Source organism: Bacillus sp. RZ2MS9 (assembly GCF_001816185.2).
Classification (GTDB): Bacteria; Bacillota; Bacilli; order Bacillales; family Bacillaceae_G; genus Bacillus_A; species Bacillus_A cereus.
This window is the reverse complement of the sequence record NZ_CP049978.1, coordinates 3,810,316-3,830,406: the sequence shown is the minus strand read 5'-3', so window position 1 is coordinate 3,830,406 and position 20,091 is coordinate 3,810,316. Positions and strand designations below refer to the sequence as shown.

Here is a 20,091-nt window from a genome sequence, read left to right as displayed (position 1 = left end):
ATGATTAAAATTGCACCATCGATTTTATCAGCAGATTTTTCAAAATTAGGGGAAGAGATTAAAGATGTAGAAAAGGGCGGAGCGGATTACATTCACGTTGACGTAATGGATGGACATTTCGTACCAAATATTACGATTGGACCGTTAATTGTAGAAGCAATCCGTCCGATTACATCATTACCATTAGATGTACATTTAATGATTGAAAATCCTGATAACTATATCCCGACTTTTGCACAAGCGGGAGCGGATATTATTACTGTTCACGTAGAGGCGTGTCCGCATCTACATCGTACAATTCAGTTAATTAAATCTCATGGTATTAAAGCGGGCGTTGTATTAAATCCACATACGCCAGTTTCAGTGATTGAGCATGTATTAGAAGATATAGATATGGTATTACTTATGACAGTAAACCCTGGATTTGGTGGACAGAAGTTTATCCATTCTGTATTACCGAAAATTAAACAAGTTGCAGACATGGTGAAAGAGCGCAATCTAGAAGTGGAAATTGAAGTTGATGGTGGTGTAAATGCTGAAACAGCAAGACTTTGTGTGGAAGCAGGAGCAAATGTACTTGTAGCTGGGTCAGCAGTATACAATCAAAAAGACCGCGGTGAAGCAATTCGCGTAATTCGTGGGTAGTGATGAACTTTTATCCTAGTAAGGCATTTATAGGATAGGATAAAAATATGTAAAAAGGCAATCTACCGAATGGCAGATTGCCTTTTTACAATGGGAGGAGAAGAAAAAATGATTATTCATATTTTGGCAGGAGGACCTTCGGAATATTGCGCAGATTTTGCTCGATACGAGAATGAGGAAGTAGTGTGGGCAGCGGTTGATAGGGGAGTATACCGTCTATTAAAGAAAGGGATTACCCCGGCTGTTGCGTTTGGAGATTACGATTCAGTTACTGAAGAAGAATTAGTATGGATGGGACAGCAAACGAACGAATTACATATTGTTCCGCGGGAAAAAGATCAAACGGATTTAGAAATTGCAATCAACTGGGCATTAGAACAGAAGCCGGCACTAATTCGTATTTTTGGTGCTACTGGTGGAAGGCTTGATCACGGTTTGGCAAATATACAGATGCTTTTAAAAGGGTTAGAAGTAGAGATAGAAATGTGTATTGTGGACAATAAAAATGAAATAACAGTTAAAAAAATGGGTACACATATAATTGAAGAAAATAAAAATTTTCCTTATGTATCTTTTGTACCAGTTACTGAAATAGTGGAAGGGATTACATTGTTTGGTTTTAAGTACCCTCTTACTAATAAAACAATAGAGTGGGGATCAACACTTTGTATTAGTAACGAACTCGTTGAGGAAAAAGGTACTTTTTCATTTACTTCTGGCATATTAATGTTGATAAGAAGCACTGATTGAAGAAACAATTTTGCTCCTTACATCATATAGTGACCAAGTGGAGTAATGGGGATTAGGAGGGAAACCATGAGATTTTATACAATTAAGTTACCTAAATTTCTTGGTGGAATAGTTCGTGCAATGTTAAATACCTTCAAAAAAGATTAAAAAAAGCACCTATCACCGGTGCTTTTTCCATTGTTATAGTAAAAAAAGAGCCTATCGGCTCTTTTTTTTATTATTAAACACGTTCGATTTTGCCAGATTTTAATGCTCTAGCAGAAACGTAAACACGTTGAACTTTTCCGTCGATGCGTACGCGAACTTTTTGAAGGTTAGCGCCCCATTTACGTTTTGTAGCGTTCATTGCGTGAGAACGAGAGTTACCAGAACGAGCTTTTCTTCCAGTAATAGCACAAACACGAGCCATTTATATTTCCCTCCCTTGATACCTTACCATACGTAATTTTTCAATGTTAGTCTTTTATGCGATGCTAAAAACACTACTATAATTTAACACAACTAAAAAGAGAATGCAACACCGTAGAAAAAAGAAATCAAGAAAATTTACTTGACACTATATGTCAATGAAGAAAAGTTGAAATCCATAAAAATTGCTTGACATATTATAGTGGTACATGTTGTATAATAACAATGGACTATTTTGCTCATCATAAAAAAGTGTAATTTAAAACATAAAATATGAGAGTGAAAAGAAAGAACGATGGAATTTTCTTTAAAAAGATTATATGATAGTAACTAAAGTAGTCTAGCTCACTTTCACCATTTATGAAGGGGGAAACGAGATGTCAATTGAAATTAAAACGAAGTACGGTCAAATTGATATTAGTACAGATGTAATTGCAACAATTGCTGGAGGTGCCGCGGTAGATTGCTACGGTATCGTAGGTATGGCATCAAAAAATCAGTTAAAAGATGGATTAACAGACATTTTACGAAAAGAAAACTTCACTAGAGGTGTTATTGTTCGTAAAGATGAAGATGAAGTACATATTGATATGTATATTATTGTGAGCTATGGTACGAAAATTTCAGAAGTGGCACATAATGTGCAGACGAAAGTGAAATATACATTAGATCAAACTGTAGGACTAGCAGTAGATTCTGTAAACATCTACGTACAAGGAGTTAAAGTAATAAACTTGTAATGTGCATTAAGGAGGAAAATCTGTGTCAATTCAAAAAATTGATGGAAAACGTTTATCACAAATGATCATGCAAGGAGCGAATAATTTAACAAACAATGTTCAGCTTGTTGATGCATTAAACGTATTTCCAGTTCCAGATGGCGATACCGGTACAAACATGAACTTATCTATGACTTCAGGTGCGCGTGAAGTGAAAGCAAACCCTTCACAGCATGCTGGTAAAGTCGGCGTAAGTTTAGCCAAAGGATTATTAATGGGAGCTCGTGGTAACTCTGGAGTTATTTTATCTCAGTTGTTCCGTGGTTTCTCTAAATCCATTGAACAAAAAGAAGAATTAACAACAGTTGATTTTGCTGCAGCACTAGAAGCTGGAGTAGAGGCGGCTTATAAAGCGGTTATGAAACCGATTGAAGGAACGATTTTAACGGTTGCAAGAGAAACGGGTAAATATGCAGTAACAGTTGCGAAAAAACAGCGCGACTTTGTTTTGTTTATGGAAGACGTTGTGAAAGAAGCAAACGCATCGTTAAATCGTACGCCAGATTTATTACCTGTATTAAAACAAGTTGGCGTTGTAGATAGCGGTGGTAAAGGTCTTGTAGTGGTATACGAAGGATTTTTAGCTGACTTAAAAGGAGAAACGATTTCTTCTGATGCACCGACGCAACCATCTATGAATGAAATGGTACGCGCAGAACATCACCGTAGTGTACAAAGCCAATTGAGTACAGAAGATATTAAGTATGGATATTGTACGGAATTCATGGTGAAATTAGAGGCTGAAAAGGTGAAAGAGCATAATTTCTCTGAACAAAAATTCCGTGAAGATATTAGTGTATATGGTGATTCTCTACTAGTTGTGTCTGATGATGAAATTGTAAAAGTTCATATCCATGCAGAACATCCTGGAGACGCTATGAACTACGGGCAAAAATACGGTAGTTTAATTAAGATTAAAGTAGAAAATATGCGTGAACAGCATACTGCTTTATTAGATGAACCTACTATGGTTCCTGAACAACCAGCTCAATCGAAAGAAAAACAACCATATGGTATCGTAACTGTAGCTATGGGGTCTGGTATTAAAACTTTATTTGAGAGCATCGGCGCAACGAAAGTTATCGAAGGTGGTCAAACGATGAATCCAAGTACGGAGGATATCGTGAAGGCAATTGAAGAAGCAAATGCTGAAAAAATCATTATTTTACCGAATAACGGAAATATTGTAATGGCAGCAGAACAAGCGGCATCAGTTGTAGATCAAGAAGTTATTGTTGTTCGTTCGAAAACAGTTCCTCAAGGTATGGCAGCAATGTTAGCATTTAACCCAGTTGGAACGTTAGAAGAGAATGAAGAAAACATGCAAGAAGCTTTATCTCATGTGAAAACAGGTCAAATTACGTATGCTGTACGTGATACGGAAATTGATGGTGTAGCAATTCAAAAAGATGATTTCATGTGTATTGCAGATGGGAAAATTGTATCTACAAATGCTGAAAAAGTAGGAGCTGCGAAGCAATTACTAGAAGCGCTTATTGATGAAGATTCTGAAATCGTAACGATTCTACAAGGTGAAGATGCAACTGACGAAGAAGTAGCGGAGTTAGTTGAATTTGTAGAAGAGAAATTTGAAGATGCAGAAGTAGAAGTGCATGCTGGAAACCAACCAGTGTATTCTTTCATCTTCTCTGTAGAATAAGATAAGATTCGTTTTGAAAATAAATGGATTACTTACTTGCTAATGGATAAGAAGTAGTAATATGAAGTTTATTACTAGTTTTTATTCAAAAGGCTAGCATATTGAAGAGAGAAAAGAGCCTTGCTGCTAATAGTGAGGCTCTTTTTTACTTGTTTTATATAAGGGATTTGAGTAGTTTCTCTTAGAATGCCTATGATAGAATATATAAGGTGAAAGAGAGCGATTACAGATGCTAATTGGTACTCAAATAAAATGCAATAAAGAAAATAATGTGACGGGGTGTGAGAATCTTGAATGATGTTGTACAAGTTCCTGTTACGGATGTAAAGGGGATCGGAGGAGAAACATCTGAGTTACTACATGAGATGGGTATTTATACAGTTTCTCATCTATTAGAACATTTTCCATACCGTTATGAAGATTATGCGATGAAAGATCTTGCTGAAGTAAAGCATGATGAACGTGTAACGGTTGAAGGGAAGATTCATAGTGCTCCTTTGCTGCAATATTATGGTAAGAAGAAATCGCGTTTAACAGTTCGTGTTCTCGTCGGTCGTTATTTAATTACGGCGGTATGTTTTAATAGGCCTTACTATAAGCAAAAATTAAAGTTAGATGAAACGGTAACGATTACTGGTAAATGGGATCAACATCGTCAAACAATTGCTGTATCAGAACTTCATTTTGGGCCGGTTGTACGTCAACAAGAAGTGGAACCTGTTTATTCAGTAAAGGGGAAACTTACAGTAAAACAGATGCGTCGTTTTATTGCTCAAGCGTTAAAGGAATATGGAGATTCTATAGTCGAAGTGTTACCGGATGGTTTGTTAGGGCGATATAAATTATTACCAAGATATGAAGCGCTTAGGGCATTGCATTTTCCGGTAGGACAGGAAGATTTGAAGCAAGCGCGTCGCCGTTTTGTATATGAAGAATTTTTCTTATTTCAGCTGAAAATGCAAACGCTCCGGAAAATGGAGAGGGAAAATTCAAAAGGGACGAAGAAAGAGATTCCGTCAGTAGAATTACAAGAATTTATCGATGCACTGCCGTTTCCATTAACGGGTGCGCAGCGCCGAGTTGTAGATGAAATTTTGAAAGATATGACATCTCCTTATCGGATGAACCGACTATTGCAAGGTGACGTTGGTTCTGGGAAAACAGTTGTTGCTGCGATTGGCCTTTATGCATCGAAATTAGCTCATTATCAAGGTGCTTTAATGGTTCCTACAGAAATTTTAGCTGAGCAACATTATCAGTCGCTTGCTGAAACGTTTTCGCATTTTGGTATGAAGGTGGAACTGTTAACAAGTTCTGTTAAAGGTGCGAGACGTCGAGAAATTTTAGCGAAGTTAGAACAAGGAGAAATAGATATTCTTGTTGGAACGCATGCCTTAATTCAAGATGAAGTTATATTTCATAGGTTGGGTCTCGTTATTACAGATGAACAGCATCGATTTGGTGTAGCGCAGCGCCGAGTTTTACGGGAGAAAGGTGAAAGTCCAGATGTATTATTTATGACAGCGACACCAATTCCGCGTACGCTTGCAATTACTGCATTTGGAGAGATGGATGTTTCGATAATCGATGAGATGCCAGCAGGTAGAAAGGTGATTGAAACATATTGGGCAAAACATGATATGTTAGATCGCGTTCTCGGTTTTGTTGAAAAGGAGATAAAAAAAGGAAGACAGGCATACGTTATTTGTCCTCTAATTGAAGAATCTGAGAAACTTGATGTGCAAAATGCTATCGACTTACATAGTATGCTGACGCATCATTACCAAGGGAAATGCCAAGTTGGATTGATGCATGGGAGATTATCGTCTCAGGAAAAAGAAGAGATAATGGGACAGTTTAGTGAAAATAAAGTGCAAATTCTTGTATCGACAACAGTTGTTGAAGTAGGTGTGAACGTACCGAATGCGACTGTAATGGTTATTTATGATGCAGAACGTTTCGGTTTATCGCAGCTTCATCAGCTTAGAGGGCGTGTCGGCCGTGGTAGTGAGCAATCATATTGTTTATTAATAGCAGACCCTAAATCAGAAACAGGGAAAGAAAGAATGCGCATAATGACTGAAACAAATGATGGATTTGTATTGTCAGAAAAAGATTTAGAATTACGAGGTCCTGGAGATTTCTTTGGGAGTAAGCAAAGTGGCTTACCAGAATTTAAGGTTGCTGACATGGTACATGATTATCGAGCGTTAGAAACAGCAAGGCAAGATGCGGCGATACTAGTAGATTCAGAAGCGTTTTGGCACAATGATCAGTACGCTGCCTTGCGTACGTATCTTGATGGGACAGGTGTGTTCCAAGGAGAGAAGCTCGATTAAAGGGAGTCAACAAAAGTTTTTGTTGCATTCTACTTTTAATGATTATATACTACTGTTAGTACCTAGTCATAAAAATGGATGGTGCGGTATGAAAAAAAGAAGAAGTAAAAAAGAAAGACAAGAGTTATTACAACAAACAATCGAATCAAATCCTTTTATTACGGATGAAGATTTAGCGGAAAAATTTCAAGTGAGTATACAAACAGTACGACTTGATCGTATGGAATTGTCTATTCCTGAATTAAGAGAGAGAATTAAACATGTAGCTACAAAGCAACATGAAGAAGATGTGAAATCTTTACCGTTAGAAGAGGTTGTTGGAGAAATTATTGATATTGAATTAGATAGACATGCAATCTCTATCTTTGAAGTAAAGGTAGAACATGTATTTAAAAGAAATCAAATTGCCCGTGGGCATCATCTGTTTGCGCAAGCAAACTCACTAGCTGTTGCAGTTATTGATGAAGAATTAGCTTTAACTGCAAAGTCTACCATTCGATACATTCGCCCTGTAAAATTAGGAGAGCGTGTTGTTGCAAAAGCGCGCGTTGAAGATGTAGAGAATGATAAGGGACGGACGGTTGTCAAAGTGCGTAGCTTCGTTGGAGAAGAACTTGTTTTTACAGGCACTTTTGAAATGTATCGATCTAGTAATTATAGTGAGGAAGGTAACAACTTATGAAAATCGCAATAGATGCAATGGGCGGAGATCACGCTCCAAAGGCTGTAGTATTAGGGGCAATGAAAGCTATTAAGGAATATTCTGATTTACATATTACGTTAGTAGGGAAAGAAGAGGAAATTCGTCAATACTTAACGAGTGATGAACGAATTACTATTCTTCATACAGACGAAAAAATAGAATCAACGGAGGAACCAGTAAGAGCGGTTCGTCGAAAAAAACAAGCTTCAATGGTGCTTGCGGCACAACAAGTAAAGGATGGAGAAGCAGACGCTTGTATATCCGCAGGTAGTACAGGAGCTTTAATGGCAGCTGGATTATTTGTTGTCGGTCGTATGGAAGGAATTGAGCGACCAGCTTTATCGCCTACAATGCCAACTGTAGATGGAAAAGGTTTTGTTATGTTAGATGTTGGAGCAAATGTTGATGCAAAACCAATTCATTTATATCAATATGCAGTAATGGGATCTGTTTATGCTGAGAAGGTAAGAGGAATTGAAAATCCTCGCGTTGGACTATTAAACGTTGGAACAGAGGATGGAAAAGGAAACGAGCTTTCAAAGCAAGTATTTGCAATGCTTAAAGATGCGCCAATTAATTTCGTTGGGAACATTGAATCAAGAGATTTATTGCAAGGTGTAGCAGATGTTGTTGTATGTGATGGTTTTACAGGGAATGTAGCGTTGAAATCATTAGAAGGAACAGCACTTGCGCTATTCTCTATGTTGAAAGAACAACTAATGAGTTCGTTTACGAGCAAATTAGCAGCGGCGGTATTAAAGCCAAAACTTATGGTATTAAAAGATAAAATGGATTATTCGGAGTATGGGGGAGCTGCATTATTTGGATTGAAAGCACCTGTCATTAAGGCTCACGGTTCTTCTAATGACCAGTCGATATTTAGTGCGATTCGTCAAACGAGAGAAATGGTAGCGAAAGAAGTAATTCCTACAATTTCAAGCGTAATGGAGAAAGAGTCACTCCAATAAGAGGAGGATTTGAAATGGGAAAAATAGCATTTCTTTTTCCGGGCCAAGGTTCACAGGCAGTTGGAATGGGTAAACAATTAGCAGAGAATAATAAAGAGGTTGCAAAAGTGTTTGCAAAAGCAGATGAGGTGTTACAAGAGTCACTTTCAGAAGTGATTTTTGAAGGCCCGCAGGAAAAGCTTACATTAACAACAAATGCTCAGCCTGCATTATTAACAACGAGTTTTGCTATTTTGACAGCTTTGAAAGAGTATGACATTACACCTGACTTTGTCGCTGGTCATAGTTTAGGTGAATATAGCGCTCTTGTAGCAGCTGGTGCATTAACTTTTGAAGATGCGGTATATGCTGTAAGGAAACGCGGGGAATATATGGAAGAAGCTGTTCCGGGCGGGGAAGGTGCAATGGCAGCTATATTAGGTGCTGACCCACATATGCTGAAACAAGTTACAGAAGAAGTAACAAGTGAAGGATATGCAGTGCAAATCGCTAATATGAATAGTACGAAGCAAATTGTAATTTCTGGAACGAAGCAAGGCGTAGAGGTTGCTTCTCAAAGAGCGAAAGAAAATGGTGCAAAGAGAGCAATTCCACTAAAAGTAAGTGGGCCATTCCATTCTTCACTTATGAAGCCGGCAGCTGAGAAGTTCCAAAGTGTTTTAAATGAAATTACAATTCATGATACGAATATTCCTGTTATTGCAAATGTTACGGCGGATGTTATTACGCGTGGTGCCGACATTCAAGAAAAGTTAATCGAACAGCTTTATTCGCCTGTATTATGGTACCCGTCTATTGAATGTATGGTGAAGCAGGGAGTAGATACATTTATTGAAATTGGGCCTGGAAAAGTACTTGCTGGACTTATGAAGTCAATTGATTCATCAGTGAAAGCATATGCGATATATGATGAAGAGACATTAAAAGATACCATTTCAAATTTGAGAGGAGAAAACTGATGTTAAAAGGGAAGGTAGCATTAGTAACTGGCGCTTCACGTGGAATTGGTCGCGCGATTGCGATCGATTTAGCGAAACAAGGGGCAAATGTAGTAGTAAATTATGCAGGTAATGAACAAAAAGCAAATGAAGTAGTAGATGAAATTAAGAAATTAGGTTCTGATGCAATTGCGGTAAAAGCAGATGTTGCAAATGCTGATGATGTTACAAATATGGTGAAACAAACAGTAGATACATTTGGACAAGTTGATATTCTTGTAAATAATGCTGGTGTAACAAAAGATAATTTATTAATGCGTATGAAAGAAGAAGAATGGGATACAGTTATTAATACAAACTTAAAAGGTGTATTCTTATGTACAAAAGCAGTATCTCGTTATATGATGCGTCAACGTCACGGTAGAATTATAAATATCGCTTCTGTTGTGGGTGTTATAGGAAACCCAGGGCAAGCTAATTATGTTGCTGCTAAAGCGGGTGTTATTGGATTAACAAAAACATCTGCAAAAGAGTTAGCAAGTCGAAATATTACTGTGAATGCAATTGCGCCAGGCTTTATTGCGACTGATATGACTGATGTACTAGATGAGAATATTAAAGCCGAAATGTTAAAAGTTATTCCAGCTGCTCAATTTGGTGAAGCGCAAGATATCGCGAATGCTGTAACGTTTTTTGCTTCTGATCAAAGCAAATATGTTACAGGTCAAACGTTAAATGTTGATGGCGGTATGGTAATGTAATAAAAGAATCGATTTCACCTAGTTTTTTTGGTCAATATTTAATATAATATTTGAGGGGAGGTGAATGGAATGGCAGATGTTTTAGAGCGCGTAACAAAAATCATCGTTGATCGTTTAGGAGTAGAAGAGACTGAGGTAGTACCAGCTGCAAGCTTCAAGGAAGATTTAGGAGCAGACTCCCTAGATGTAGTAGAACTTGTAATGCAATTAGAAGATGAATTCGAAATGGAAATTTCTGATGAAGATGCTGAAAAGATTGCTACTGTTGGCGATGCTGTGACTTACATAGAGAGTCATCTATAATGCTTAAGTGAAGTCCCGTTTTTTAGCGGGGCTTTCTGGCTTATATCTGGAGGGACCTATGCCGTACCGAAAATATAGAGAAAAAAAATACGAAACAAAATATCGTGAAGCATTTAAAGTGTTTCAAGAAAAGATAGGTATTACGTTTACAGATGAAAAATTATTGATTCAAGCATTTACGCATTCATCGTATGTGAATGAGCATCGAAAAAAACCGCATGAAGATAATGAGCGTCTTGAATTTCTTGGAGATGCAGTATTGGAACTGACTGTATCACAGTATCTGTTTCAAAAATATCCGACAATGAGCGAAGGAGAGTTAACAAAACTACGTGCAGCTATTGTATGTGAGCCATCTCTTGTTCGTTTTGCGAACGAATTGTCATTTGGCAGCCTTGTTTTATTAGGAAAAGGTGAAGAAATGACAGGTGGACGTGAACGACCAGCTTTATTAGCGGATGTCTTTGAAGCGTTTATTGGTGCCCTTTATCTTGATCAAGGGCTAGAAACAGTTTGGGAATTCTTAAAAGAAATTGTATATCCGAAAATTAATGAGGGTGCTTTTTCTCATGTGATGGATTATAAGAGTCAGTTGCAAGAATTGATTCAGCGTGATGGCAGTGGCAATGTTGAGTATCAAATTTTGCAAGAAAAAGGACCAGCTCACAATCGAGAATTTGTGTCACGTGTTACGTTAAATAACGTAGCTTTAGGTCTTGGTAGTGGTAAGTCGAAAAAAGAAGCAGAGCAACAAGCTGCTGCAGAAGCATTGAAAAAATTAAAAGAACAACTATAAGGAATCCCCCTTTGAATGAGGGGGATTCCTTATGCATAGAATGAAACTTTCTTTTTGTTTATAAAGAAAAAGAAGGTAAATCCGTATAATACTTGTTTTTATATAGAGAACATTTATAACGACGGAGAATAGGAGGAAGGCCTTTCGTGTTTTTAAAAAGATTAGAAATAGCAGGGTTTAAGTCTTTTGCTGAGCGTGTATCTGTTGATTTTGTCCCAGGTGTAACTTCTGTAGTAGGACCTAATGGAAGCGGGAAAAGTAATATTACTGATGCAATTCGCTGGGTACTTGGTGAACAATCTGCAAAATCATTACGTGGTGCAAAGATGGAGGATATTATTTTTGCAGGCAGTGATACGAGGAGAGCGGTTAATGTTGCTGAAGTAACAATAACTTTAAATAATGAAGATCAACGTTTACCAATTGAATACAATGAGGTGTGTGTAACACGTCGTGTATCTCGTTCAGGTGATAGTGATTTTTATATTAATAAACAATCATGTAGATTGAAAGATATTATCGATTTATTTATGGACTCTGGTATGGGAAGAGAAGCTTTTTCAATTATTAGCCAGGGGAAAGTGGAAGAGATTTTAAGTAGTAAGTCAGAAGAGCGTCGAGGTGTATTTGAAGAAGCGGCAGGCGTACTAAAATACAAACTTCGCAAAAAGAAAGCTGAAGGGAAACTAGCAGAAACACAAGAAAACTTAAATCGTGTACAAGATATAATTCATGAATTAAGTAGTCAAGTAGAACCTTTAGAAAGACAAGCTTCTATTGCGAAAGATTATCTTGAGAATAAAGAAGAATTAGAGAAAGTAGAAGCTGCGCTTATTGTTCATGAAATTGAAGAATTGCATGAGAAATGGGAAGCGCTTCGAAATCAGTTTGGGCATAATAAAAACGAAGAAGCTAAAATGTCAACGAATTTACAAAAAAGTGAAGAAGAGCTTGAGGAATTACGAGGACAATTACAAGCGGTAGACGAGTCTGTAGACTCGTTGCAAGAAGTACTTCTTCTTTCTAGTAAAGAGCTAGAAAAACTAGAAGGGCAGCGTGAGTTGTTAAAAGAAAGAAAGCAAAATGCTACGACGCATTGTGCGCAACTTGAGCAGTTAATTGTTGAATTAACTGAGAAAGCTAAAAGTTACGATGGTGAGATTGAGTCAAGTACAGAATCTTTAATGCAATTTGTGAATGAAGTAAAAGAGTTGGAGCAAAAATTGCATGATAATGAGCAACTGCTTGCTACTTTTGCTGACAATTTAGAGGAACAGATTGAGAATTTAAAAGGTGACTATATTGAGCTTTTAAATCAACAAGCTAGTCATCGTAATGAATTATCTATGATTGAAGAACAATCGAAACAGCAAACGTCTAAAAACGAGCGTCTAGATGAAGAGAATGCGAAATATGTAGAAATGCGTATGGAAATTACAGCGAAAAAGACGAAACTTGTAGAAAGTTACGAACAAGCGAAAGAAAAAGTAGCTGGCATTCTCTCAAATATACAGAAGACAGAGGCGGCGCTTGGGAAATGTAAGACGCAGTATAGTGAAAATGAAACAAAACTGTATCAAGCATATCAATTTGTGCAACAGGCACGTTCTCGAAAAGAAATGCTTGAAGAGATGCAAGAAGATTATTCTGGATTCTATCAAGGTGTACGTGAAGTATTGAAAGCTAGAGAAAATAGGTTGCAAGGTATCGAGGGTGCTGTTGCGGAACTGTTAACGGTACCGAAAGAATACGAAGTTGCAATGGAAATCGCTCTAGGTGCAGCGATGCAGCATATTGTTGTACAAACAGAGGAACATGCTCGTAATGCGATTGCATTTCTAAAGCAAAATAAACATGGACGTGCAACGTTTTTACCGCAAGCTGTTATTAAAAGCAGATCGTTATCATTTGAGCAATTACGCATTGCAAATCAACACCCATCGTTTGTAGGTGTGGCGGCAGAACTTGTGCAGTACAACAATAAATATGAAAATGTAGTTTCAAATTTATTAGGTACTGTTATTGTTGCGAAAGATTTACGTGGAGCAAATGAGTTGGCGAAACAACTGCAATACCGTTATCGCATTGTAACAATCGAAGGTGACGTAGTGAATCCTGGCGGTTCTATGACTGGTGGGGCGGTAAAGCAAGCGAAATCTTCTTTATTAGGACGCCAACGTGAACTGGAAGAGTGGACTCGCAAGTTAACTGATATGGAAGAAAAAACAACGAAGTTAGAAAACTTTGTTAAAGCAGTAAAACAAGAGATTCAAGAAAAAGAAGTGAAAATACGCGAACTAAGGCAAACTGTAGAAGCAGATCGTGTAGATGAGCAGAAATTAAGAGAAGAGATTAATCGTTTAGAATTAGAAGAACATCGTATTAATGATCGGTTGTCTATTTATGATTTAGAGATTGAAGGGTTTTTACAAGATCGAGTAAAAATGCAAGGGCGTAAAGAGGAGTTAGAAGGGGTTTTAACGAATCTTCAAGCTGAAATCACTAAGTTAGATAGTAAAATTGTAGCTTTAACAAAACAAAAAAGTGAGCAACATTCTTCGAAAGAAAAAGTTCAAAAAGAAATGACTGAGTTAAAAGTGCTGGCAGCTGAAAAGCAACAACGCTTATCTAATCAAAAAGAAAAAGTTGAACGATTGACGAAGGAAAAAGAAGAAACGGATGCGACACTTGTAAAAACGAAAGAGGATTTAGCGTTCTTAAAACAAGAAATGACATCTAATTCAAGTGGTGAAGAGCAAATTACGAATATGATTGAGAAGAAAGCATATGATCGTAATCAAACTTCAGAATTAATTCGCTCTCGTCGTGAACAACGTGTATCGTTGCAAGAGAGAGTAGAACATTTAGAGCGCAATTTGAAAGAAACGACAGGTAAACATAAATATGTTCTTGAAATGTTGAAAGATCAAGAAGTGAGAATAAATCGACTGGATGTAGAGTTGGAAAATAGATTACAACATTTACGTGAAACATATACGATTTCATTTGAAGCGGCAAAACTAAAATATACAATGACAATGCCTGCAGAAGATGCGCGTAAGAAAGTAAAATTAATCAAATTATCCATAGAAGAGTTAGGTACAGTGAACCTAGGGGCAATTGATGAATATGAACGTGTAGCGGAGCGTCATACATTCTTACTAGAGCAGAGAGACGACTTAGAAGAAGCGAAAGCGACATTGCACCAGCTTATTACCGAAATGGATGAAGAAATGAAAAAACGCTTTTCTACTACGTTTGAAGGCATTAGAATGGAGTTTCAATCGGTATTCTCTGAATTATTTGGAGGCGGTAGAGCGGATTTAGTAATGACTAATCCCGAGGATTTACTAAATACGGGTATTGATATTGTAGCACAACCGCCAGGGAAGAAACTGCAGAACTTAGGTTTACTTTCAGGTGGAGAGCGTGCTTTAACAGCAATTGCGCTTTTATTTGGTATTTTAAAAGTACGCCCAGTACCGTTCTGTGTACTAGATGAGGTAGAGGCAGCCCTTGATGAGGCGAATGTAGCTCGTTTTGCACAGTATTTAAAGAAATTCAGTGATGAGACGCAGTTTATTGTAATTACACATAGAAAAGGTACAATGGAAGAGTCTGATGTGTTGTACGGTGTAACAATGCAAGAATCGGGGGTATCTAAACTTGTTTCGGTTCGTTTAGACGCCGGAGAAGAACTTATTGCAAGTGAATAGGAAGGATGGGAAAGTATGAGTTTTTTTAAAAAACTAAAAGAAAAAATTTCAAAACAAACGGATACAGTTACAGAGAAATTTAAACAAGGATTAGAAAAAACGAGAAATTCATTTGCGGATAAAGTGAATGATTTAGTGTATCGTTACCGTAAAGTGGACGAAGATTTCTTCGAAGAGTTAGAAGAAATTTTAATCGGTGCAGACGTTGGCGTTGCGACGGTAATGGAATTAATTGACCAATTGAAAGAAGAAGTACAACGTCGTAACATTCAAGATCCAAAAGAAGTACAAGCTGTTATTTCAGAAAAACTAGTAGGAATTTACAAAGGTGACAGCGATTTTAGTAACGAAATTAATATGCAAGAGGACCAATTAACGGTCGTTTTATTTGTTGGTGTTAATGGTGTAGGAAAAACGACGACAATTGGTAAACTGGCGCATAAGTTTAAATCAGAAGGTAAGTCAGTCCTATTGGCGGCAGGAGACACATTCCGTGCTGGAGCGATTGAACAATTAGAAGTATGGGGCGATCGCGTTGGTGTAGAAGTGATTAAACAAGGATCTGGATCTGATCCAGCGGCGGTTATGTATGACGCTGTACAAGCAGCGAAAGCACGTAAGGTAGATGTATTACTATGTGACACAGCAGGACGCTTGCAAAATAAAGTGAACTTAATGAAAGAGTTAGAGAAGGTGAAGCGTGTAATTGAGCGTGAAGTACCAGGTGCTCCTCATGAAGTATTGCTTGTTATTGATGCAACAACAGGACAAAACGGTTTAAGCCAAGCGAAAACATTCCGTGAAGCAACGAATGTAACTGGTATTGTTTTAACGAAGTTAGATGGAACTGCTAAAGGTGGTATTGTATTAGCGATTCGTAACGAAATGGATGTACCGGTGAAGTTTGTTGGATTAGGAGAGCAAATGGATGACTTGCAGCAGTTTGATCCAGAACAATATGTGTATGGTTTATTTGCGAACTTAGTAGAAACAGAAGAAGTATAAGCGAAAGAAGCGGTATTTCCGCTTCTTTTTCTATAAAAAATATATGATGTTAAGAAAAAAACTTGACACTCTTTTGGACTACATGTAAACTAATTCATGTAAAGGGAAATCACTTAACAAAGGATGATCCAACATGCTCGAAAAAACAACGAGAATGAACTATTTATTTGATTTTTATCAATCGTTGTTAACGCAAAAACAAAGAAGTTATATGTCGCTTTATTATCTAGATGATTTATCTCTTGGTGAAATTGCGGAAGAATTTGATGTAAGTCGCCAAGCCGTGTATGATAACATTAAACGGACTGAAGCGATGCTTGAAGAATATGAAGAAAAATTAGTATTACTTCAAAAGTTTCAAGAGCGACAGCGACTTGTTGCAAAGCTAAAACAGCTAATCAGCGAAGAAGAGCATGTGAATGAAGAAATGAAACAAGTTGTTGAAGCTATCGAAAAATTAGATTAGGAGGGCGGCAATATGGCATTTGAAGGATTAGCCGACCGACTTCAACAGACAATGCAAAAAATCCGCGGCAAAGGAAAAGTTTCTGAAGCCGATGTGAAAGAAATGATGAGAGAAGTTCGTCTAGCTCTTTTAGAAGCGGATGTTAACTTTAAAGTAGTAAAAGATTTTGTGAAGCGTGTGTCTGAACGTGCTGTCGGACAAGATGTAATGAAAAGTTTGACACCTGGACAACAAGTAATTAAAGTTGTACAGGAAGAACTTACAGAACTTATGGGCGGAGAGCAAAGCAAAATTGCTGTTGCTAATAAGCCACCGACTGTTATTATGATGGTTGGTCTGCAAGGTGCGGGTAAAACAACGACGACAGGTAAGCTTGCGAATTTGCTTCGTAAAAAGCATAATCGTAAACCGATGCTTGTTGCAGCGGATATTTACCGTCCAGCAGCGATTAAACAGCTTGAAACATTAGGGAAGCAATTGGACATGCCTGTATTTTCTTTAGGAGATCAAGTAAGTCCTGTTGAAATTGCGAAACAAGCGATTGCAAAAGCAAAAGAAGATCATCACGATTATGTTTTAATCGATACAGCGGGTCGCCTGCATATTGATGAAGAATTAATGGATGAATTAGCGAAAGTGAAAGAAGTTGCGAAACCGGATGAAATTTTCCTTGTTGTCGATGCGATGACGGGGCAAGACGCGGTAAATGTTGCACAAAGTTTCCATGAACAGTTAGGTTTAACAGGTGTTGTATTAACGAAACTAGATGGTGATACGCGCGGTGGTGCTGCATTATCTATTAAGGCTGTAACAAACACGCCGATTAAATTTGCTGGTATGGGTGAAAAACTAGATGCAATTGAAGCGTTCCATCCAGAGCGTATGGCATCCCGTATTTTAGGGATGGGCGATGTCTTAACGTTAATTGAAAAAGCGCAAGCTACAGTTGATGAAGAGAAAGCAAAAGAACTTGAGCAAAAAATGCGTACGCTTTCGTTTACGCTTGACGATTTCCTAGAACAACTTGGACAAGTGCGCCAACTTGGGCCGCTTGATGAATTGTTAGGAATGCTTCCTGGTGCAAATAAAATTAAAGGGCTGAAAAATGCGCAAGTTGATGAAAAACAAATTGGGCATATTGAGGCAATTATTCGTTCTATGACTAAATTAGAACGAGAACAACCGGAAATAATCAATGCTAGTCGCAAAAAGCGCATTGCCAAAGGTAGCGGTACAACTGTACAAGAAATCAATCGTCTAATTAAGCAATTCGATGACATGAAAAAAATGATGAAGACGATGACGGGAATGCAAAAAGGTAAGAAAAAAGGACTAGGTGGATTGAAGTTTCCATTCATGTAAGGAAAAAAAGATGGCTCTGTTAAGAAAAAATACTTTACAAAGCAATAGTCTTTTTGCTAATATAATTATCTGTGTGAAATAAATTCGGAGGTGCTTTATAAATGGCAGTTAAAATTCGTTTAAAACGTATGGGAGCTAAAAAAACTCCTTTCTATCGTGTAGTTGTTGCAGATTCTCGTTCTCCTCGTGACGGACGTTTCATTGAGGAAATCGGAACTTACAATCCAGTTGCTCAACCAGCTGAAGTTAAGATCAACGAAGAAGCAGCATTAAAATGGTTAGGAAATGGTGCTAAACCATCTGATACAGTTCGTAACTTATTCTCTAACCAAGGTATCATGGAGAAATTCCACTTATCTAAACAAGGTAAGTAATTGAGGCGATGACTATGAAGAAGTTAGTCGAGACGATTGTCAAGCCTCTTGTCGATTATCCTGAAGATGTAAAAGTTACACAGGAACTTTGCAACGGAGAGATAAAGTATCGATTAACTGTACATCCTGAGGATGTTGGAAAAGTCATTGGAAAGCAAGGGAGAGTTGCGAAAGCGATTCGAATGCTCTTGTATTCAGTGGGACATCATAATGATGAAAAAGTAACACTGGAAATTCAATAAACGTAAAAAGGGCGAGGAGTTATTCCTCTCCCTTTTTTAACATTTAAATAGAGATTGCATGTTCCATCTGCGAAATGGAGATGCTTAATTTATATAGAAACCAGGGGTGACATACTATTTATGACAAAATGGTTTAACGTAGGGAAAATTGTAAATACTCATGGCGTAAGAGGAGAAATCCGTGTTATTTCTCGTACTGATTTTCCAGAAGAGCGATATAAAGTAGGAAACACGCTATACATATCGAATGAGAAAGGCACAGACTATCTTCCGGTGAAGGTAACTTCTCATCGCCAACATAAGACATTCGATTTATTAACATTTGAAGGATATAACAATGTAGATGAAGTAGAGAAGTTTAAAGGTTCTTTAATAAAAGTACCAGAAGAGCAGTTAGGCGAACTTGCTGAAGGTGAATACTACTATCATGAAATTATTGGTTGCAGTGTTGTAACGGAAGAAGGAGAAGCGCTAGGGACAATCAAAGAGATTCTATCTCCTGGTGCAAATGATGTTTGGGTAATTAAACGCCCGAAGGGTCAAGATCTCTTAATTCCTTATATCGATGATGTTGTACTTCAAGTTAATATTGAAAATAAATTAGTAACCATTCATGTAATGGAAGGGCTGCTATAATGAAAATTGATATTTTAACGTTGTTCCCAGACATGTTTACCGGTGTATTTGGATCTTCTATATTAAAGAAGGCGCAAGAAAAAGAAGCGGTAAACCTTCGTGTTGTTAACTTTCGTGATTATACAACAAGTAAGCATAATAGCGTAGACGATTATCCTTACGGCGGAGGAGCTGGTATGGTGCTTACTCCTCAGCCTATTTTTGATGCTGTAGAGGATTTGACAAAAGAGACAGAGCGTAAGCCGAGAGTTGTCTTAATGTGTCCGCAGGGCGAAAGATTTACGCAGAAGAAAGCGGAAGAGCTTGCAGGGGAAGAACATTTAATCTTCGTATGTGGGCATTATGAAGGATATGACGAACGAATTCGTGAGCATCTCGTAACGGATGAGATTTCTATTGGTGACTATGTATTAACGGGCGGAGAATTAGCCTCTATGGTTATTACTGATAGTGTGGTACGTCTCTTGCCAGGTGTGCTAGGAAATCATGCTTCACAAGTAGAGGATTCGTTTAGTACAGGTTTATTAGAGCATCCTCATTATACACGTCCAGCTGATTTTCGTGGTATGAAGGTACCGGATGTATTAATGTCAGGGAATCATAAAAACATTGATGAATGGCGACATAAGGAATCTTTGCGCCGAACGTATACGCGTAGACCTGATTTATTAGATGAGAGAGAGCTATCTAAACAAGAGAAAAAATGGCTTGAGGAAATAAAGCGAGAGCAGTAATAACTTCATATATTTGCTATTGCAACAGGCCTAGTAATATGCTATTATAACATTTGTGCTACTGAAATCAGTAGCCGTATTAACGATGTTCCGCTGTAATTTATTAAGACTTTATAAGAGCATCTGTTTAAAGGAGAGAATTTAATATGCAACAATTAATCGCAGAAATTACAAAAGGCCAATTAAAAACTGACCTTCCTTCATTCCGTCCTGGTGACACTTTACGTGTACACGTAAAAGTTGTTGAGGGAACTCGTGAAAGAATTCAGCTTTTCGAAGGTGTTGTAATTAAACGTCGTGGTGGCGGAATCAGTGAAACATTCACAGTTCGTAAGATTTCTTACGGTGTAGGTGTTGAGCGTACATTCCCAGTTCACACGCCAAGAATCGCGAAAATCGAAGTACTTCGCCGTGGTAAAGTACGTCGTGCTAAGTTATACTACTTACGTAACCTTCGCGGTAAAAAAGCACGTATTAAAGAAATTCGATAAGACATGTATGGGAGC

At 37.7% G+C, this 20,091-nt stretch carries 22 protein-coding genes; 21 read left to right on the top strand and 1 reads right to left on the bottom strand.

What is annotated here, in order from left to right; all coding sequences use genetic code 11:
- The 3 genes from rpe (at position 1) to spoVM (ending at position 1,542) form a co-directional block, all read left to right on the top strand.
- Positions 1-645 (top strand): ribulose-phosphate 3-epimerase, encoded by a 645-nt coding sequence (gene rpe / locus BHV55_RS19345; protein ID WP_000589974.1) that lies wholly within the window; start codon positions 1-3, stop codon positions 643-645.
- A gap of 69 nt (positions 646-714) precedes the next feature.
- On the top strand, positions 715-1,395 hold the full coding sequence (locus BHV55_RS19340) for a thiamine diphosphokinase (protein WP_002062149.1): 681 nt from the start codon (positions 715-717) through the stop codon (positions 1,393-1,395).
- A 66-nt stretch (positions 1,396-1,461) separates the two neighbouring features.
- Positions 1,462-1,542, top strand: a complete 81-nt coding sequence (spoVM, locus tag BHV55_RS19335) for a stage V sporulation protein SpoVM (protein WP_001213599.1) — start codon at positions 1,462-1,464, stop codon at positions 1,540-1,542.
- A gap of 73 nt (positions 1,543-1,615) precedes the next feature.
- Here spoVM and rpmB read toward each other — a convergent pair whose 3' ends face one another.
- Positions 1,616-1,804, bottom strand: a complete 189-nt coding sequence (gene rpmB / locus BHV55_RS19330; protein WP_000124776.1) for a 50S ribosomal protein L28 — start codon at positions 1,802-1,804, stop codon at positions 1,616-1,618.
- Between the two features lie 376 nt (positions 1,805-2,180).
- Between rpmB and BHV55_RS19325 the strand changes: the two genes are divergently transcribed.
- The 18 genes from BHV55_RS19325 (at position 2,181) to rplS (ending at position 20,076) form a co-directional block, all read left to right on the top strand.
- Positions 2,181-2,543 (top strand): Asp23/Gls24 family envelope stress response protein, encoded by a 363-nt coding sequence (locus BHV55_RS19325; protein WP_000021109.1) that lies wholly within the window; start codon positions 2,181-2,183, stop codon positions 2,541-2,543.
- Between the two features lie 22 nt (positions 2,544-2,565).
- Positions 2,566-4,242, top strand: coding sequence for a DAK2 domain-containing protein (locus BHV55_RS19320; RefSeq protein WP_000027129.1), 1,677 nt, complete (start codon positions 2,566-2,568; stop codon positions 4,240-4,242).
- 290 nt (positions 4,243-4,532) lie between these two features.
- A complete protein-coding gene (recG, locus tag BHV55_RS19315; protein ID WP_001000813.1) occupies positions 4,533-6,581 on the top strand; it encodes an ATP-dependent DNA helicase RecG in 2,049 nt (682 codons plus the stop codon).
- A gap of 88 nt (positions 6,582-6,669) precedes the next feature.
- On the top strand, positions 6,670-7,263 hold the full coding sequence (gene fapR, locus BHV55_RS19310; protein WP_000747349.1) for a transcription factor FapR: 594 nt from the start codon (positions 6,670-6,672) through the stop codon (positions 7,261-7,263).
- Complete coding sequence (plsX, locus tag BHV55_RS19305; protein ID WP_000684098.1) at positions 7,260-8,252, top strand: phosphate acyltransferase PlsX; 993 nt, start codon at positions 7,260-7,262, stop codon at positions 8,250-8,252. Before fapR ends, plsX begins: the two co-directional genes overlap by 4 nt.
- Positions 8,253-8,266: 14 nt before the next feature.
- Positions 8,267-9,211, top strand: a complete 945-nt coding sequence (fabD, locus tag BHV55_RS19300) for an ACP S-malonyltransferase (protein WP_000515910.1) — start codon at positions 8,267-8,269, stop codon at positions 9,209-9,211.
- On the top strand, positions 9,211-9,951 hold the full coding sequence (gene fabG, locus BHV55_RS19295; RefSeq protein WP_000911769.1) for a 3-oxoacyl-[acyl-carrier-protein] reductase: 741 nt from the start codon (positions 9,211-9,213) through the stop codon (positions 9,949-9,951). The genes fabD and fabG overlap by 1 nt, the downstream gene beginning before the upstream one ends.
- Before the next feature lie 69 nt (positions 9,952-10,020).
- Positions 10,021-10,254: an acyl carrier protein gene (acpP, locus tag BHV55_RS19290; RefSeq protein ID WP_000786062.1), complete on the top strand. Its 234-nt coding sequence runs from the start codon at positions 10,021-10,023 to the stop codon at positions 10,252-10,254.
- Between the two features lie 58 nt (positions 10,255-10,312).
- Positions 10,313-11,050 carry a ribonuclease III gene (gene rncS, locus BHV55_RS19285; protein ID WP_001146875.1) on the top strand — a complete coding sequence of 246 codons (738 nt, stop codon included), beginning with the start codon at positions 10,313-10,315 and terminating at the stop codon, positions 11,048-11,050.
- A 146-nt stretch (positions 11,051-11,196) separates the two neighbouring features.
- Complete coding sequence (smc, locus tag BHV55_RS19280; protein ID WP_000478977.1) at positions 11,197-14,766, top strand: chromosome segregation protein SMC; 3,570 nt, start codon at positions 11,197-11,199, stop codon at positions 14,764-14,766.
- Between the two features lie 15 nt (positions 14,767-14,781).
- A complete protein-coding gene (gene ftsY, locus BHV55_RS19275) occupies positions 14,782-15,771 on the top strand; it encodes a signal recognition particle-docking protein FtsY (RefSeq protein ID WP_000007655.1) in 990 nt (329 codons plus the stop codon).
- Positions 15,772-15,904: 133 nt separating this feature from the next.
- Positions 15,905-16,237, top strand: coding sequence for a putative DNA-binding protein (locus BHV55_RS19270; RefSeq protein WP_000891062.1), 333 nt, complete (start codon positions 15,905-15,907; stop codon positions 16,235-16,237).
- 12 nt (positions 16,238-16,249) lie between these two features.
- On the top strand, positions 16,250-17,599 hold the full coding sequence (gene ffh, locus BHV55_RS19265; protein ID WP_000863460.1) for a signal recognition particle protein: 1,350 nt from the start codon (positions 16,250-16,252) through the stop codon (positions 17,597-17,599).
- A gap of 101 nt (positions 17,600-17,700) precedes the next feature.
- Complete coding sequence (gene rpsP, locus BHV55_RS19260; RefSeq protein WP_000268750.1) at positions 17,701-17,973, top strand: 30S ribosomal protein S16; 273 nt, start codon at positions 17,701-17,703, stop codon at positions 17,971-17,973.
- 14 nt (positions 17,974-17,987) lie between these two features.
- Positions 17,988-18,215: a KH domain-containing protein gene (locus BHV55_RS19255; RefSeq protein ID WP_000737401.1), complete on the top strand. Its 228-nt coding sequence runs from the start codon at positions 17,988-17,990 to the stop codon at positions 18,213-18,215.
- A gap of 120 nt (positions 18,216-18,335) precedes the next feature.
- On the top strand, positions 18,336-18,851 hold the full coding sequence (gene rimM, locus BHV55_RS19250; RefSeq protein WP_000170278.1) for a ribosome maturation factor RimM: 516 nt from the start codon (positions 18,336-18,338) through the stop codon (positions 18,849-18,851).
- On the top strand, positions 18,851-19,585 hold the full coding sequence (trmD, locus tag BHV55_RS19245) for a tRNA (guanosine(37)-N1)-methyltransferase TrmD (protein ID WP_000686903.1): 735 nt from the start codon (positions 18,851-18,853) through the stop codon (positions 19,583-19,585). The genes rimM and trmD overlap by 1 nt, the downstream gene beginning before the upstream one ends.
- 146 nt (positions 19,586-19,731) lie before the next feature.
- The gene (gene rplS / locus BHV55_RS19240; RefSeq protein WP_001186516.1) at positions 19,732-20,076 is read left to right on the top strand and encodes a 50S ribosomal protein L19; all 345 of its coding nucleotides are present in this window, start codon (positions 19,732-19,734) and stop codon (positions 20,074-20,076) included.
- Positions 20,077-20,091: the final 15 nt, after the last annotated feature.

Coding starts and splice junctions, on each gene's coding strand:
- rpe (WP_000589974.1), top strand. CDS start 1: ATGATTAAAATTGCACCATCGATTTTATCAGCAGATTTTTCAAAATTA.
- BHV55_RS19340 (WP_002062149.1), top strand. CDS start 715: ATGGCAGATTGCCTTTTTACAATGGGAGGAGAAGAAAAAATGATTATT.
- spoVM (WP_001213599.1), top strand. CDS start 1,462: ATGAGATTTTATACAATTAAGTTACCTAAATTTCTTGGTGGAATAGTT.
- rpmB (WP_000124776.1), bottom strand. CDS start 1,804: ATGGCTCGTGTTTGTGCTATTACTGGAAGAAAAGCTCGTTCTGGTAAC.
- BHV55_RS19325 (WP_000021109.1), top strand. CDS start 2,181: ATGTCAATTGAAATTAAAACGAAGTACGGTCAAATTGATATTAGTACA.
- fapR (WP_000747349.1), top strand. CDS start 6,670: ATGAAAAAAAGAAGAAGTAAAAAAGAAAGACAAGAGTTATTACAACAA.
- plsX (WP_000684098.1), top strand. CDS start 7,260: ATGAAAATCGCAATAGATGCAATGGGCGGAGATCACGCTCCAAAGGCT.
- fabD (WP_000515910.1), top strand. CDS start 8,267: ATGGGAAAAATAGCATTTCTTTTTCCGGGCCAAGGTTCACAGGCAGTT.
- fabG (WP_000911769.1), top strand. CDS start 9,211: ATGTTAAAAGGGAAGGTAGCATTAGTAACTGGCGCTTCACGTGGAATT.
- acpP (WP_000786062.1), top strand. CDS start 10,021: ATGGCAGATGTTTTAGAGCGCGTAACAAAAATCATCGTTGATCGTTTA.
- rncS (WP_001146875.1), top strand. CDS start 10,313: ATGCCGTACCGAAAATATAGAGAAAAAAAATACGAAACAAAATATCGT.
- ftsY (WP_000007655.1), top strand. CDS start 14,782: ATGAGTTTTTTTAAAAAACTAAAAGAAAAAATTTCAAAACAAACGGAT.
- BHV55_RS19270 (WP_000891062.1), top strand. CDS start 15,905: ATGCTCGAAAAAACAACGAGAATGAACTATTTATTTGATTTTTATCAA.
- ffh (WP_000863460.1), top strand. CDS start 16,250: ATGGCATTTGAAGGATTAGCCGACCGACTTCAACAGACAATGCAAAAA.
- rpsP (WP_000268750.1), top strand. CDS start 17,701: ATGGCAGTTAAAATTCGTTTAAAACGTATGGGAGCTAAAAAAACTCCT.
- BHV55_RS19255 (WP_000737401.1), top strand. CDS start 17,988: ATGAAGAAGTTAGTCGAGACGATTGTCAAGCCTCTTGTCGATTATCCT.
- rimM (WP_000170278.1), top strand. CDS start 18,336: ATGACAAAATGGTTTAACGTAGGGAAAATTGTAAATACTCATGGCGTA.
- trmD (WP_000686903.1), top strand. CDS start 18,851: ATGAAAATTGATATTTTAACGTTGTTCCCAGACATGTTTACCGGTGTA.
- rplS (WP_001186516.1), top strand. CDS start 19,732: ATGCAACAATTAATCGCAGAAATTACAAAAGGCCAATTAAAAACTGAC.